Origin of the sequence: Paenibacillus sp. JMULE4 (genome assembly GCF_013337105.1) — a bacterium.
Taxonomy (GTDB): domain Bacteria; phylum Bacillota; class Bacilli; order Paenibacillales; family NBRC-103111; genus Paenibacillus_G; species Paenibacillus_G naphthalenovorans.
Map to the genome: position 1 here is coordinate 234,220 of NZ_SGWF01000018.1, position 13,920 is coordinate 248,139.

The window sequence follows — 13,920 nt, forward strand, 5'->3', positions numbered from 1 at the left end:
GGCTCACTCATTGTCAGCCAAAAGATGAATTTTTTGCATTAGAATAGAAGGATAAACCGGCCTGTACATAGAATGTTTTCTTTAATAATACCAGTGGCTGGAAAAATTGCAGGAGGCATGGAATGGCTATAGACAATCTTATTAATCACCCCTTGTTTCTCCTTAGTTTCCATCATTCCCCGGCAGGTATGGCTTTGGCAGCCGCTTCCGGCCGTTTATTGGCAGCTAACAAGGCGTTATGCCAGATTTTGGGTTATTCGGAGTCGGAATTTGTCGGACAAATGATCGATGATTTGTGCCACCCCGACAGCTTGGAAAACAAGAGGAAGTTTTGGGATGAACTGAACCTGCTTTCAAGTGAAAGCACCTCCCGTCAGATGGAATTCGACTGGCGCCACCGGGAAGGCTATGCGGTGCCTTTAAGAATAACGGCTTCCAAATACGTAAGCGAGGAAACGGGTACGGAGGCCTGGTTCATTTTATACCTGACCCAGCCCGGGGGGGATTCCCGGAATCATGATGAACGGCAGGGGAATGATACAGCACTGGGGACAAATCCGATTATTCCGGTGCAGGAACAAAAATGTCCGCAGCTTTACGAGCTGATCGCGGTCCATTCGCATGATATTATTTCGTATTGTGATCCGGAAGGTATCATTCTTTATACCTCTCCGGCTATACACCGCCTGCTGGGATACCATGAGGAGGAATTGATCGGGAGAAATTCTGCCGAATTGATTCATCCAGAGGATTTTCAGCAGATACAGAGTAAGCACATGGATGGTTATACAGATGATTGTATACATATATGCCGAGTCTTACATAAAAAAGGAAATTACATATGGATGGAAAATTCGGTTAAATTAATCAAGGATGAAAATGGACAGATCAGTAATATTATGACGGTCGGACGGGATATTACTACTAGAAAACAGGCTGAGGAAGAGCTGCTGAAAAGCGAGGAGAAATACAGGAGGCTTATTGAAGAGATGCCGGAAGCGCTCCTTATTCAGCAGGACGGCAAGTGGGTCTGTGTGAACGAAATGGCTGTCCGGCTGTTGGGAGCCGCCAACAGGGGCGAGCTGCTGAACAAACCGGTCCACGATTTCATTGATCCGGACGTGCTTCAGGCGGCATCCAGTCTGACCGAAACGTTAAGTAACGATGATTTCGTTACCACGTTTAAAGGCAAGTTTATTACCGTGCAGGGAGAGCCGGTTGAGGTGGAGTTTTCGGCGGTTCCTACCTGGTATGAAGGGCATTATGCCGTGCGCATTATTGCAAAAGATATTAGCGAAGCCCGCAAGGCGCAGGAATTGCTGCAAAATTCGGAGAAGCTGTCGCTCGTCGGACAGCTGGCCGCGGGAATTGCCCACGAACTTCGTAATCCGCTGACCGCCGTCAAAGGCTTTATCCAGCTTCTGAAATCGGGAGCGGCGGATAAGCAGCAGTACTACGACATCATCTCATCGGAAATCAACCGGATTGAACAGATATTGGGTGAAATGCTGATTCTGGCCAAGCCTCGGGCGGTTCAATACCTGCCGGTAGACATTCACCGTTTGCTGGAGCACGTCACGACATTGGTCGAGTCTCAAGCGATTATGAACAGTATCGAAATCGTCAAGGAATGCGAACAGAGCCTTCCCTTCATTGACGGCGATGAGAATCAGCTTAAACAGGTATTCATCAACGTGATGAAAAATGCGGTAGAGGCGATGCCGCATGGCGGTATCATTACGGTTCGGGCGAACAAGCTGGAAGAGGACCGGATTGTCGTGCGTGTGATTGATCAAGGCAGCGGCATACCTGCCGATCAATTGGAGCGGATCGGCCATCCGTTTTTTACGACCAAGGAGCACGGCACAGGCCTTGGGATGATGGTCAGCTTTCAAATCATTGAAAGACACGGCGGTCATGTATCTATTTCGAGCGAGGTAGGAAAAGGAACAACGGTCGAAATCGTATTGCCTGTATTCGCCAATAACAGTTTGTAATAGAAGTGCAAACAGCGGATCGGGGTTCCCGATCCGCTGTTTATATTTGTACGCCCAGCATGGGCGTCATCTTTAGGGCAAAGTTTGGGATAATGCCAAAGATAGTGATGGTAAAGTAAGAGACCCACTCACTAAAAAAGTAATGAACAAAGAAGAACCGTGGGATATGGGTCATAAACCGGGATACGAGTTTAGAAAACATCAAATTAGTGCGGCTGAGAGAGGAAATTCTAGGAAACAGTTTTTAGATGAACATAATAATCCTGACCATTATGTCCCCGAATTGCCAAGTTCAAATAGAAGTCATAAACTAGAGGATGACACGGATAGCTATTCAGGTCCATTAAGAGAGGATGACGAGGGATGAGTGTAACGCCCGAAAAAAAACAAATTGCCAAATATATAGCTGATATATTTGGAGGCAAGGCTTCTGTGTTTAATTATGGGGATGATAATAACATAAGTAAGATAGCTATACTTCAGTCTGTTGACTCCCCTTGCGGTGGTGAAGTATCTTACTCAACTATCGGTTTATCAAGTTACGATATCGGATTAAGTGTTGAAGATAAGCCATTAAGAATTGAGTTTGTTGGTGCTAGTCCTGCTGAATATGAACAATTCGGCAATATTATTAGTACTTGTGCTTTTAATGTTATCAATTCCGATTATTCATGTTCACCGGGAACAATTTACCCTAACATTGTAAAAATGTATTACCCAGAATTAAACACAAAACATATTTTATTTTTATGGGATAAGGACCTTGAAACCCTACATTTTGAAGATAAAAAAGTAGCTTGGTTACAGGCAATTCCAATTTCTGATACAGAGTTTGTATACGCCCAAAAACATGGGAGCGAAGCGTTAGAAGATTTATTGGAAGAGTCAGACGTTGACATTTTGGATTTGAATAGACCTTCCGTTATTTGATTGTAGTTACATGACAAAACGGAGGGTTACCCACAAACGAATGAACCACTTTACCTCATGATTACCAACATAACCTTTGTTCTACCTGTAGGAAGTTTGCATGAATTGAGATGTACGCACAGAATAGCTGAAAAAGTATACCCTATTTAACGCCATAGCGTTACATTGAACAGGTCGATTATGGTCAGATACCACCATGATTGACCTGTTTTTTGTTATCTTCGTATTCTTGCGTTTTTTTTCAGATATGACTGCAACTGAACCCCTATGTCATGCTCTCAGAAGCTGTTCATGCCTTCCTGAAGCATGTCTATACCAAATCCATGTTTTCATAGGTGAGAGGACGGGGGTTAGCCGCCCTCTCCTACTCGATCCCCAAACCCTTCCATCTCCCCCTCGCTGTAGCCCTCCGTCAATATCCCGCCGTAAGGCTCCAGAAGCGAAAGGGCATGGACGGCAAGCGGCTCCTTCCGGTCGAACTTGTAATATGCGTTGAGCGCTTCCAGTAGTTCCTTGCCCAGATCGGGATTAAACCGTTCCAGGCTGCGGTACATCCATTTTCCGTCGCCGAGCCATTGTCCTCCGGTACGAAGGGCGAAGGCGGCCAGTCCCTCAGCCAGCTTGGCTGCGATAAACAAGCCCTCGCCGCGATGATCTGTGCCGAGCAAATCGTGCAGCGCTTCGCCGATTTCGTACCGCGCCTGGTCCAACTCCTGTCTGGACCAGGCGGGAGGACCGGCGAGCAGGTCCCGCCTCGCCTCCTCAGCCAGGCTGAGGACGGTTTCGTGTCCGCGGATCGGCACGCCTTCCGCGCACATTCGAAGCAGCGACGGAATGGCACACTCGATGCCTTGATCGAAGAAATAACGATATGTCTCTTTTGTAAGAACGAACGCCTCAATCACCCAACCGAATGCTTTGTATGTCCGGCGAAACGGACCTGGACCGGATTCGTCCAATATGACGATATCCAGATCCGACGTTTCGGTCGCCCCCCCCTGCACGACACTTCCGGCCAGAATGGCCGCCTCACAAGACGGAAATTGGTTTGCAACAAACCGCTCCGCTGCTTCCATATAAGATATTTTCTTCATCTTGGTCCCGCCTGACTGAATAGTTTTCGATCTTTAGCCTATTTGCGTGCGATTAACAGCGCGTAGCTTATATAGTCCCGATTATCCAGAATCAACTCATCGTGCTCCAGCGAAGTACGCCAGATGGCGGCGTCGAGGATGGCCTGCTGATCGATGATTTGATGAAGATCGGGATGAATCGACTGGTCGGCGGCCATATGCTCTTGAAATGCCGACCGGTCCTGCACCTGGCTATCCGAGAAATGATCCCGAAGCAAAGCGATCCATGCCTCTTCGGTAAGCAGTCCGCCAAAGCCGAAAAAGGCGGTCAGTTTCGTGAACACATCCGCAGGGATAGATTCCGAAATGATAACCTCGCGATCATAGAGCATGCCGCCGGGCTTCAGCACGCGGTGATATTCTTTGATAGCGGAGGGAATATCGGCAAAATTGGTCACGGATTCCGCCAGCACGATATCGAAGGTATCATCGTCAAACGGAAGAGCCGTAATGCTGCCCTCGACAAAATCAAGCTGCAGGCCTTCATTTTCGGCTCGAACCCTTGCTTTTGCCAGCATTTCCGGCCGAATGTCGAGCCCTGTCACGGTGTGTCCCTGCTTAACCAAGTGGCAGGATGTTCTGCCGGTGCCGCAGCCGACTTCGAGTACCCGGCTTTTCGGTGGAAGAGGAAAACGGCGCAGCTGTTCCAGTGTGGCCGCAAAGCCGCCGGGGTGCGCGCTTCCTGCACCCAAAAGGGTTAACATATCCAAATATTGCACCCGCTCATCACCTACCCATCTCAGATATGGTTCTATTTTATGACAAAAAGGAAAAGGGATATGGACAGACGCCCCGTCTCTTCACTTTTTCATTGGGAACTCAGGAATATAACGGTGGAAAGCGGAAAATGCTAAAGCTTGTATTTTTGATCAAAGAAACGGAGGAGAAGCGATGAGCAACCTGATGCATGTCTGTCTTGCGGCTTTGATCAGCTTGGGTATGATCCGGCCGGTTCCCCCTGCTGCGGCCGCCCGTCCGCAAGATCATATCAAGGTTATCGTCAAGGCATCTTCGGAATCGGAGATGATAACGGAATTGTCCGTACACTCGAGGTCTCATGAAACAGCTTCGGAACTTGAAAGCTGGTACGCCGCTGCGCCGGATACCGACGGATACCTATATTTGGCTGCAAAGGCCGGGAGGCGATGTTCTGTATGCGGTTGACGAACAGGGGGACTGGTATGATACAAGCCGTAAGGAGACCTTACTGTTGAAGCCTGCCTTAAAGGAGCAGATGAAAGACTATATTCATGCTGCACGGACCGCTCATTACGGAAGGCTGGTTCCCTGGAAAGACGCCAAGAGAACGGTCTATATGAAATCTGTCGTTCAGGTCGTGGATCTCGAAACGGGTTTGCGTTTTCGGGCGCAGCGGCGGGCGGGGAGCAGCTATGCGGACATGCAGCCGCTCACCAAAGCGGATACCGGGGTAATGAAGCGAATCTACAGCGGAGAGTGGAGCTGGAGACGAAGAGCCATACTGGTGCAAATCGACGGGATATCGCTTGCCGCATCCATGCATGGAATGCCCCACGGAGGTGACGGGATCCCGGATAACGCCTTTTCCGGCCACTTCTGCATCCATTTTCTCGGCAGCTCTACGCATCGATCGGCGAACGTGGACCCTGACCATCAGTGGATGGTCTACAAAGCGGCGGGCCGTTTGGATGAAGCGTTCAAGCAAGCATCTCCGTACGGGGTGATCGACAGTTTCTTTGTAGCCCTTAATCAACAGGATCCCGAGCTGCTTCGTAGATCGTTTGCAGACCGGGAGAATCCGGCGCTGCACTATTTCATCCAAACCATAGGTCAAATCAAGTCCATCCGGAAGATAAGCGATTTCAATGAAAAAGACGTCAGCGGACAAACCCGCTTCGAGCTTCCGGTAGAGGTGACGGTGCACGCGGCAGGAAAGCGCCCGGAAAAACAGACATTTACCTTTGTGCTGAACAAAGCTTCTGGCGATGCTCCCTGGCAAATTGTTTCTGTCACATACACAGCTACGAGCTTTTCTTAAAAAATGGTATAGGTCTTAAGGATCTTTTTTCATGTGCTATTTGTAGGATTTTGTCATTTGACATAAGGGACGGATTATGGTAATGCCATAACATAGCAAGACTTTCGACGTAAACCGGAGAATTGGGTATAATCCGGGAGGATATGCCGGGAATAAGGAGTATAGGGCAGGTGAGCTTTCCTTACCCTAGGAGAAGAGGGATAATCTGGAATAATGCTGGGATATCCGACATGACCCACAGATGAGATCATGTTAGCATTTAAAGTGATCGCGATCAAAAACATTTGGAGGGATGTGGGACAGCTTGAGGCAATGGTTGAACATTCCGCTCATTCTTTTATTGTTTGCGGCAGTGGCAGGATGCGGAACTGTAAATGATGCCGGAGCTCCTGAGGGAGACAGACCGGCTGCCGCCGGAGGCAATAAAGAGGGCACATTAGCCAGAGCGCAAGAACAAGGTTATGTCACAGTAGGATTCGCCAACGAAAAACCTTACGCCTACCAAACGGCGGACGGGGAACTGACCGGTGAAGCGGTAGAGATTGCACGGACCGTATTGAAAAATTTGGGTATTAACGAAATGCGCGGTGAATTCACCGAATTCGGTTCTCTGATCGCCGGCTTGCAGGCCAAACGGTTTGATCTGATTACTGCGGGTATGTTCATTCATCCGGACCGCTGCTCGGCTGTCGCTTTTGCCGATCCGGAGTACAGCATCGGAGAAGCGATTGCCGTCAAAAAAGGGAATCCTTTGGCTTTATACAGCTACAAGGATATTGCCGGGAATAAGAGTGCCCGTGTGGCGGTTATGGCCGGTGCGGTGGAAATCGGGTATTTGGAAGCATCCGGCGTGCCCAGGGATCGCATACTGGTCGTCCCCGATCAGGCAACCGCCATCAGCGCCCTGCAAGCAGGACGCGCGGAAGCGATTACGATGACGGGGCCATCGCTGCAGTCCATGCTGGATACGGCGAATGACAGCAATTTGGAACGGGTGTCCGACTTCCAGCAGCCGATCGTGGACGGCAAAAGTGTCAGAGGATATGGAGCTACCGCTTTCCGGCAGGATGACCAGGAGTTTAAAGACGCATTCAATGCAGAATTGAAGAAGCTGAAGGAGTCGGGCGAGCTTCTGACGATCCTGCAGAAATTCGGATTCACGGAGGATGAGCTTCCGGGCGACATGACGGCCGCGAAGCTGTGCGGTCAATAACATGGATGTTTCCGTAATGAGTATGCTGCCGCAGCTTCTGGAAGGAGCTAAAGTAACGGTCTTGGTAGCTGTGCTTGCCGGATGTCTTGCTTTTGGAGCCGCCGTGACGGCGGGACTCTGCAGGCTGTCCGGATGGCGGACCGTACGGACGGCCGCAGCGGTTTACGTTGAGCTGTTCCGCGGAACCTCGCTCTTGGTGCAGTTATTCTGGCTTTACTTTGCACTGCCGTTCCTGGGGGTGGAGCTTCCGAAGCTGCCGTCGGCCGTGCTTGCCGTCGGGCTCAATTTCGGCGCATACGGGTCGGAGATCGTCCGCAGCGCGATTCTGGCTGTTCCCAAAGGGCAGTGGGAGGCGGCGACTGCACTGAATATGACATCTTATGATCGGATGACGAGAATTATTTTTCCCCAAGCTTTTGTTCGTATGCTGCCCCCATTCGGCAATTTAATGATCGAACTGCTGAAATCGACCTCTCTTGTATATTTCATTACGCTCGCCGATATGACGTATCAGGCGATGCTGCTCCGAAACCAATACTACCCGATGACGCCGTACATTTTTGCGCTGCTGCTTCTGTTTTACTTTGTTTTGGCCTATATTGTGTCCTTATGCACCCGGTGGGCTGAACGAAAAGCGGCGTCGGGGAGGATGTAGCCGATGTGGAATTGGGAATATACGCTGCAAATCCTGCCGGAGCTGCTCAGGGCATTAAAGATGACGGTTATGGCAACGGCAGGGGGATTTGCCTTAGCCTGCGCAGGCGGCCTGGTTCTGGCCCTGGCTGCCAGATCGCGCCGGAAACCGTTGGCTTTGGCGGCAAAGGCCCTGACGGCATTCGTGCGAAATACGCCATTGCTGGTACAAGTGTTTTTCCTGTATTACAGCTTGCCCTTGATAGCGAATATTTCGCTTTCGGCTTTTGCCGTCGGGATCATTGGCTTGGGGCTTCATTACAGCACCTATTTATCCGAAGTGTACCGTTCCGGCATCGAAGCCGTCCCCAAGGGGCAATGGGAAGCGGCGACTGCGCTGAATTTTTCTAAACCGAGAACGTGGTTTTCCATCGTATTGCCCCAAGCCATACCGCCGATCGTGCCGATCATGGGCAATTATTTGATCGTGATGTTCAAAGAAACGCCAGTCCTTTCTGCGATTACGCTGGCGGAGCTCTTGCTTACGGCCAAAAATATCGCTTCGGTTTCGTACCGCGTGTTCGAGCCGTATACGCTGGTCGGCATACTGTTTCTGCTGATCAGTTTTCCGGCCTCTCTGCTGGTCAGGAGACTGGAAATCAGGCTGAATCGTCAAAGAGGACTTTGACGTGAGGCGAGGAACAGGAGATGAAACAAAATGACGGATTATCCTGTAGTAAGATACTTGAACATTCGGAAAAGCTTCGGCGATATCGAGGTGCTTAAAGGAATTGATTTGGATATCGCCCCTGGCGAGAAGGTCGCCCTCATCGGCCCCAGCGGTTCGGGCAAAACGACACTCGGCCGCCTGCTGATGACGTTGGAGGAGCCAACCTCCGGCACGATTGAAGTCAACGGCGAATCGCTTTGGCATATGAAGTCGGGCGGCAGGCAGGTGCGCGCGAATGAGAAGCATCTGCAACAGATGCGCAGCAGCATCGGGATGGTGTTTCAGCATTTCAACCTGTTTCCTCATATGACCGTACTTCGCAATGTAACGGAAGCCCCGATTCGTGTACTGGGACTTGCCAAGGAAGAGGCGCGGGAGCGTGCGGTGCTCATGCTGCGAAAGGTGGGGCTGGAGGAAAAGCTGGACGCCTACCCCGCGCAGCTTTCCGGAGGACAGAAGCAGCGTGTGGCGATCGCGCGGGCTTTGGTTATGCGTCCGAAGGTGATGGTATTTGATGAGGTAACCTCCGCGCTCGACCCTGAGCTGGTAGGCGAGGTGCTTGAAGTCATCAAAGAAATTGCAAGCGAGGGCGAAATGGCGATGCTCCTCATCACCCATGAGATGGAGTTTGCCCGCGATGTGGCCGACCGCGTCGTATTTGCCGCCGACGGCCGGATCGTGGAGGAAGGAACACCCAAAGAGGTGTTTGAACATCCGCAAAGTGAACGTCTTCAAGCTTTTCTCAGGAGGTTTCGTTCAACGGTCAGTGTATGACAAAGGAGGGATCGGATGTCTCATACCGATACGAAAATTATTCGATACCGAAAGCCCCGCAAAGAGGACGGGGGCAAGGTATGGGAGTTGATACGCTCGGCAGGTGCGTTGGACCTCAATTCGGCTTACTGCTATATCATGCTGTGCGATTATTTCCGCGACACCTGTCTTGTGGCGGAGCAGGGCGGGAGGCTGGCGGGCTTCGTATCCGCTTTTCGTCCCTCTGGTCGTGAGGATACGCTATTTGTCTGGCAAATTGCGGTCGCCTCGGAATATCGCGGCCGGGGAATCGGCAAAACGCTTCTTGAAAAGCTGTTGGCCCAATGTGGAGAACGCCCCGTTCATTACGTGGAAGCGACGATAAGCCCTTCCAATCAGGCTTCCCGGCAGTTGTTTGGCAGTTTGGCAAGACGGTATAATATCGCTTTCATAGCGAGGAAGGGCTATCCGGCCGAGATTTTCCCGGGCCATGGTTCTCATGAAGAAGAAAGCTTGTATCGCATTGGACCGCTTCAACCTAAACCCGTATCCGTTTAAACCCGAAAAGGAGGAGGATGACGAATGACGCAAACGATGAAAGAAACCGCGGAAATGACATCCCTGCACGTTTTTGAGGAGCTGGAATCGGAGGTGCGGAGCTATTGCAGGAGCTTCCGTACGGTTTTTTCGAAAGCGAGCAATGATAAGCTGTGGGATGTGGCCGGACGGGAATATATTGATTTTTTCGCCGGTGCAGGGGCATTGAATTATGGGCATAACAACGAGCGAATTCGACAAAAGCTGGTTCAGTATTTGTTGGAGGACGGCATTACCCACAGTCTGGACATGGCTACGAAAGCGAAAGAGGACTTTCTTATCCGGTTTCAAGAAGTGATATTGAAGCCGAGAGGCCTGCAATATAAAGTCATGTTTCCGGGACCTACGGGAACCAATGCAGTGGAAAGCGCGATGAAAATCGCCCGTAAAGTCACGGGCCGTGAAACGGTGCTTTGCTTTACGAATGCGTTCCACGGCATGTCGCTGGGATCGCTGTCTGTGACCGGCAACAAGTTTAAGCGCAAGGGGGCCGGCGTGGCTTTAAATCATTCAGTATTTATGCCGTACGACGGCTATTTCGGCGCTGACACTGATACAGTGGCTTATATGGAGAAGCTGCTGGATGATCCGGGCAGCGGCGTTCCTCTTCCGGCGGCCGTTATCGTGGAGACGGTACAAGGCGAGGGCGGACTGAATGTGGCTTCGGTTCCATGGTTGAAACGGCTGGAGAAGCTTTGTGATCAACGGGGTATTTTGCTCATTATCGACGACGTTCAGATGGGCTGCGGCCGGACGGGGACGTTCTTCAGTTTCGATGAGGCGGGGATTCGCCCGGATATTGTTTGTTTATCCAAATCGATCGGCGGCTATGGCCTCCCGATGGCCTTGACACTTATCAAGCCTGAGCTGGATGTATGGGCTCCGGGAGAGCATAACGGCACATTCCGCGGGAACAATTTGGCCTTTATCGCCGCCACGGAGGCTTTGTCGTATTGGGAAACCGATGCATTTTCGGTAGAAGTGATACGCAAGGCGAAACGGGTGCGTACGTTTTTGGAAGAACAGGTGAAGCTGTACCCTCAGCTGCAAGGGGAAGTGCGGGGCAAAGGCTTCATTCAAGGCATTGCCTTTGCGGACGCCAAGAAGGCCGGATTGCTCTGCGAAGCGGCTTTCAAGCGCAGAGTCATCATGGAAACCTCCGGACCGGACAGCGAAGTGGCGAAGCTGATGCCTCCATTGACGATAGATCATGAAGTATTGGATCAAGGGCTGCAGCGGGTCTCCGACAGCATGAAAGAGCTGGCGGCAAGCATTTCGTCTCAAGAGAAGGGAGCGTAAATATATGATTGTAAAACATTTGGAGCAGGTTGTGCATACCCAAGACGACGTCGACACACCGACCTGGAATTCCCGCAGGCTGCTGCTTGAAAAGGACGGCATGGGGTTTTCCATGCATGACACGATCATTAAGGCGGGAACGGAAACGCTGATCTGGTATAAAAATCATGTGGAAGCCGTGTACTGCATTGAAGGCGAAGGAGAAATCGAGGTCATTGGCGGCCAAACGTATCCGATCCGTCCGGGAACGCTTTATGCGCTCGACGGGCATGAAAAACACTACCTTCGGGGGAAGACGGATATGCGGATGGTGTGTGTATTTAATCCTCCTTTAACGGGACGCGAGGTTCATGACAAAGACGGGGTGTATCCGGCATCTGTGGAAGCAGCTGAAGCACGCGGATAAAGACGAGTACTACAGATTAGAAAAGGAGCTGGTAACGGTGGCTTTTGATGGATCGAATGCCCGTACAAAAGATGGAATAGCGGCGGTACATCCCCGTTCTTACGAAAATGCAGAGGACGCTTATCCTTCCAGAATCAAGCCTGTGGCCGAATTTATTAGCCGTAAGGATCCTGTCGTATATTCAGAGTGGACGCAGGAGAGCCCGATTGCCAGGGAGCAATCCGATTTTTACGAGAAGAACGGGTATTTGTTCCTTGAGGACTTTTTTACGGATGAGGAGGTTGACGTCTGGCGTAAAGAGCTGAAGAGGCTCCAGGAAGCCGGGCGGCATTCGGATAAAGACGAGGTGATTCGCGAACCGGAGAGCAGGGAAGTACGATCGGTGTTTGCGGTGCATCGCGATAACCCGGTATTCCGCAAGCTGTCCGAGCATTCCAAGCTTCTTGGCATCGTTCGTTATTTGCTGGGGAGCGATGTTTACGTGCATCAGTCGCGTATTAATTTCAAGCCCGGCTTTAACGGGAAGGAATTTTACTGGCATTCGGATTTCGAGACATGGCACGTCGAAGACGGTATGCCGAGAATGCGGGCGCTAAGCTGCTCGATAGCGCTTGAAGACAACAGCTACTTTAACGGTCCGCTGATGGTCGTTCCCGGTTCTCATCGTACGTTCGTGACCTGCGTGGGCGAGACGCCGGAAGACCATTACCGAAGCTCTCTCCGGCGCCAGGAATACGGCGTGCCCGACCAGACCAGCCTGACTGAGCTTGTCCGCCAAGGCGGCATTGAGGCTCCGGTCGGCAAAGCAGGTTCGATTCTGCTGTTCGATTGCAACCTGATGCATGGCTCAAGCAGCAACATCTCACCGATGCCGCGCAGCAACGTGTTTCTGGTGTACAACAGCACGGAGAACCGGATCGTCGATCCGTTCTCCGGTCAAAAGCCTCGTCCGGATTATATCGCTGCCCGCTGATCCCATGCTCCGCTGCCTGACATTTATTTCATGTGCAGAAAGAAATAATCCGGATCTTGGGCTGGGCGCTGACTTGGGGTAACGGTTGACTTTCCGTTAGGACTGTTGGAGGCGTTATTCGGGCTTATCTTGCTCGGGGGGATCCCTCGCCGGCTTTGGATTTTGTGTTCCGGGAAAAACGGCGGTCTTGCTTGCAGCGGACCGGTTTGATTACAGCGTCGATGAATCAAGCGGTTAGCCGACTGGAATGTCCGGGGCGGTCCGAAAGAGTAAAGTGGAATAAGCCGGATTTTATGCGAAAAAGCTTCCAGAACCACTGTTAAAGTGGAGCTGGCAGCTTTTTTTCTTAAAGATCGAACGAACGGCCAAAGCGGAGAGTGGACAATCATGGCTTTTGGGATAGCACTTGGGGAAATACCTCGTACTAAAAACAGTCCTTCTTCTGCAGCATTCTTCTACAGCAAAATTTGTTCCAGTCTTCTACACACAAGTTCAGACAATCGACTACCAACTTCCAGATGCATATATCCGGTGAAGAAATATGTCCATTCGATTTGACGGACGCGCGAATTATGAAATGAAGATCGAAGCATCTGCTGTCCGCCCCTATGATTTTTGTAGGGATGCATTAGAACTTGTCGATGCTTTTCACTATCGTTTGGATTTGCAGATAAACTTTTAAAAGGCTTCTTCTTTATTTAACAATCGCTTCTGATTAGCAGCGAAATCTCGGGCATGGGACTATTCAATCTAGTGGGTATGATCTCCGGAGCCGTCGGGATAGCTGTCGTGGCGCGTGAACTGGACGAACAAATGTTTAGTTTTCCCTTAATTCCGCTTAAATTCCGGCGCTTGGATATACAGCAACCTGCTTTCCCAGTTCGGCGTCATCGCTGCGGTCGGTGTTTCTGTTTATTATTGCAGCTTTGGCAGAGCAAACGGGAGGCTAGTTTTGCAAAAAAAGAGCCCCGTGTACGACACAGGGCCTGCTGATTATCTGTGGCAAAAGAATGATTCGATGCGGCGCAAATCGAGACCGAAGTAAACCCAGTGTCCGAAATTTCCCCGGCCGAACCAACGGAATCCGGCTATGGAGTTGCGTCCGACAAACGTAAGGTAGATCCAGTACTGATCTCCGTTGGTTTGCCAGATATACACAAACTGGAATAGGCAATTCCGGATACCGCCCGGATCAACGGCAAACAATTGTGCCGACTGCTTTTGCGGAGTGAAGGGTGG

The 13,920-nt window shown here is 50.8% G+C and carries 13 protein-coding genes and 2 pseudogenes; 12 read left to right on the forward strand and 3 right to left on the reverse strand.

Annotation, left to right across the window (positions count from 1 at the left end; translation table 11 throughout):
• Positions 1 to 122: 122 nt before the first annotated feature.
• The 3 genes and pseudogenes from EXW96_RS21440 to EXW96_RS21450 all read left to right on the forward strand — a co-directional run bounded on the left by EXW96_RS21440 (position 123) and on the right by EXW96_RS21450 (position 2,927).
• Complete coding sequence (locus tag EXW96_RS21440; protein WP_074728502.1) at positions 123 to 1,997, forward strand: PAS domain S-box protein; 1,875 nt, start codon at positions 123 to 125, stop codon at positions 1,995 to 1,997.
• Positions 1,998 to 2,076: 79 nt separating this feature from the next.
• A pseudogene (locus EXW96_RS21445) lies at positions 2,077 to 2,364 on the forward strand (HNH/ENDO VII family nuclease); the annotation flags it as partial.
• A complete protein-coding gene (locus tag EXW96_RS21450) occupies positions 2,361 to 2,927 on the forward strand; it encodes a suppressor of fused domain protein (protein ID WP_174351369.1) in 567 nt (188 codons plus the stop codon). The pseudogene EXW96_RS21445 and the gene EXW96_RS21450, both read left to right, overlap by 4 nt.
• 350 nt (positions 2,928 to 3,277) lie before the next feature.
• On the opposite strand, the gene EXW96_RS21455 is transcribed toward EXW96_RS21450, so the two are convergent.
• Together EXW96_RS21455 and EXW96_RS21460 are read right to left on the reverse strand one after the other, a co-directional pair.
• Positions 3,278 to 4,021 carry a nucleotidyltransferase domain-containing protein gene (locus EXW96_RS21455; protein WP_174351370.1) on the reverse strand — a complete coding sequence of 248 codons (744 nt, stop codon included), beginning with the start codon at positions 4,019 to 4,021 and terminating at the stop codon, positions 3,278 to 3,280.
• A gap of 38 nt (positions 4,022 to 4,059) precedes the next feature.
• Positions 4,060 to 4,779, reverse strand: a complete 720-nt coding sequence (locus tag EXW96_RS21460; protein WP_054817563.1) for a class I SAM-dependent methyltransferase — start codon at positions 4,777 to 4,779, stop codon at positions 4,060 to 4,062.
• Between the two features lie 338 nt (positions 4,780 to 5,117).
• Here EXW96_RS21460 and EXW96_RS21465 point away from each other — a divergent pair, with 338 nt between their 5' ends.
• From EXW96_RS21465 to thpD, 9 genes are all read left to right on the forward strand, one after another.
• Positions 5,118 to 6,077: a hypothetical protein gene (locus tag EXW96_RS21465; RefSeq protein ID WP_174351371.1), complete on the forward strand. Its 960-nt coding sequence runs from the start codon at positions 5,118 to 5,120 to the stop codon at positions 6,075 to 6,077.
• Between the two features lie 352 nt (positions 6,078 to 6,429).
• On the forward strand, positions 6,430 to 7,290 hold the full coding sequence (gene ehuB, locus EXW96_RS21470) for an ectoine/hydroxyectoine ABC transporter substrate-binding protein EhuB (protein WP_375256471.1): 861 nt from the start codon (positions 6,430 to 6,432) through the stop codon (positions 7,288 to 7,290).
• 1 nt (position 7,291) lies between these two features.
• The gene (gene ehuC, locus EXW96_RS21475; protein ID WP_062409736.1) at positions 7,292 to 7,945 is read left to right on the forward strand and encodes an ectoine/hydroxyectoine ABC transporter permease subunit EhuC; all 654 of its coding nucleotides are present in this window, start codon (positions 7,292 to 7,294) and stop codon (positions 7,943 to 7,945) included.
• Positions 7,946 to 7,948: 3 nt separating this feature from the next.
• The gene (ehuD, locus tag EXW96_RS21480; protein ID WP_174351372.1) at positions 7,949 to 8,611 is read left to right on the forward strand and encodes an ectoine/hydroxyectoine ABC transporter permease subunit EhuD; all 663 of its coding nucleotides are present in this window, start codon (positions 7,949 to 7,951) and stop codon (positions 8,609 to 8,611) included.
• Between the two features lie 30 nt (positions 8,612 to 8,641).
• A complete protein-coding gene (gene ehuA / locus EXW96_RS21485) occupies positions 8,642 to 9,427 on the forward strand; it encodes an ectoine/hydroxyectoine ABC transporter ATP-binding protein EhuA (RefSeq protein WP_137670354.1) in 786 nt (261 codons plus the stop codon).
• 15 nt (positions 9,428 to 9,442) lie between these two features.
• Entirely contained in the window at positions 9,443 to 9,964 is a 522-nt protein-coding gene (gene ectA, locus EXW96_RS21490; RefSeq protein WP_062409733.1) for a diaminobutyrate acetyltransferase, read from the forward strand.
• Between the two features lie 24 nt (positions 9,965 to 9,988).
• A complete protein-coding gene (gene ectB, locus EXW96_RS21495; RefSeq protein ID WP_254611490.1) occupies positions 9,989 to 11,302 on the forward strand; it encodes a diaminobutyrate--2-oxoglutarate transaminase in 1,314 nt (437 codons plus the stop codon).
• A gap of 4 nt (positions 11,303 to 11,306) precedes the next feature.
• Entirely contained in the window at positions 11,307 to 11,708 is a 402-nt protein-coding gene (locus EXW96_RS21500) for an ectoine synthase (RefSeq protein ID WP_054817566.1), read from the forward strand.
• On the forward strand, positions 11,653 to 12,681 hold the full coding sequence (gene thpD / locus EXW96_RS21505) for an ectoine hydroxylase (RefSeq protein WP_174351373.1): 1,029 nt from the start codon (positions 11,653 to 11,655) through the stop codon (positions 12,679 to 12,681). The genes EXW96_RS21500 and thpD overlap by 56 nt, the downstream gene beginning before the upstream one ends.
• Before the next feature lie 993 nt (positions 12,682 to 13,674).
• Here thpD and EXW96_RS21510 read toward each other — a convergent pair.
• Positions 13,675 to 13,920: pseudogene (locus EXW96_RS21510) on the reverse strand (hypothetical protein); the annotation flags it as partial.

Coding starts and splice junctions, on each gene's coding strand:
- ehuA (WP_137670354.1), top strand. CDS start 8,642: ATGACGGATTATCCTGTAGTAAGATACTTGAACATTCGGAAAAGCTTC.
- EXW96_RS21455 (WP_174351370.1), bottom strand. CDS start 4,021: ATGAAGAAAATATCTTATATGGAAGCAGCGGAGCGGTTTGTTGCAAAC.
- ectA (WP_062409733.1), top strand. CDS start 9,443: ATGTCTCATACCGATACGAAAATTATTCGATACCGAAAGCCCCGCAAA.
- EXW96_RS21500 (WP_054817566.1), top strand. CDS start 11,307: ATGATTGTAAAACATTTGGAGCAGGTTGTGCATACCCAAGACGACGTC.
- ectB (WP_254611490.1), top strand. CDS start 9,989: ATGACGCAAACGATGAAAGAAACCGCGGAAATGACATCCCTGCACGTT.
- EXW96_RS21440 (WP_074728502.1), top strand. CDS start 123: ATGGCTATAGACAATCTTATTAATCACCCCTTGTTTCTCCTTAGTTTC.
- EXW96_RS21450 (WP_174351369.1), top strand. CDS start 2,361: ATGAGTGTAACGCCCGAAAAAAAACAAATTGCCAAATATATAGCTGAT.
- thpD (WP_174351373.1), top strand. CDS start 11,653: ATGACAAAGACGGGGTGTATCCGGCATCTGTGGAAGCAGCTGAAGCAC.
- ehuD (WP_174351372.1), top strand. CDS start 7,949: ATGTGGAATTGGGAATATACGCTGCAAATCCTGCCGGAGCTGCTCAGG.
- EXW96_RS21465 (WP_174351371.1), top strand. CDS start 5,118: ATGAAACAGCTTCGGAACTTGAAAGCTGGTACGCCGCTGCGCCGGATA.
- ehuC (WP_062409736.1), top strand. CDS start 7,292: ATGGATGTTTCCGTAATGAGTATGCTGCCGCAGCTTCTGGAAGGAGCT.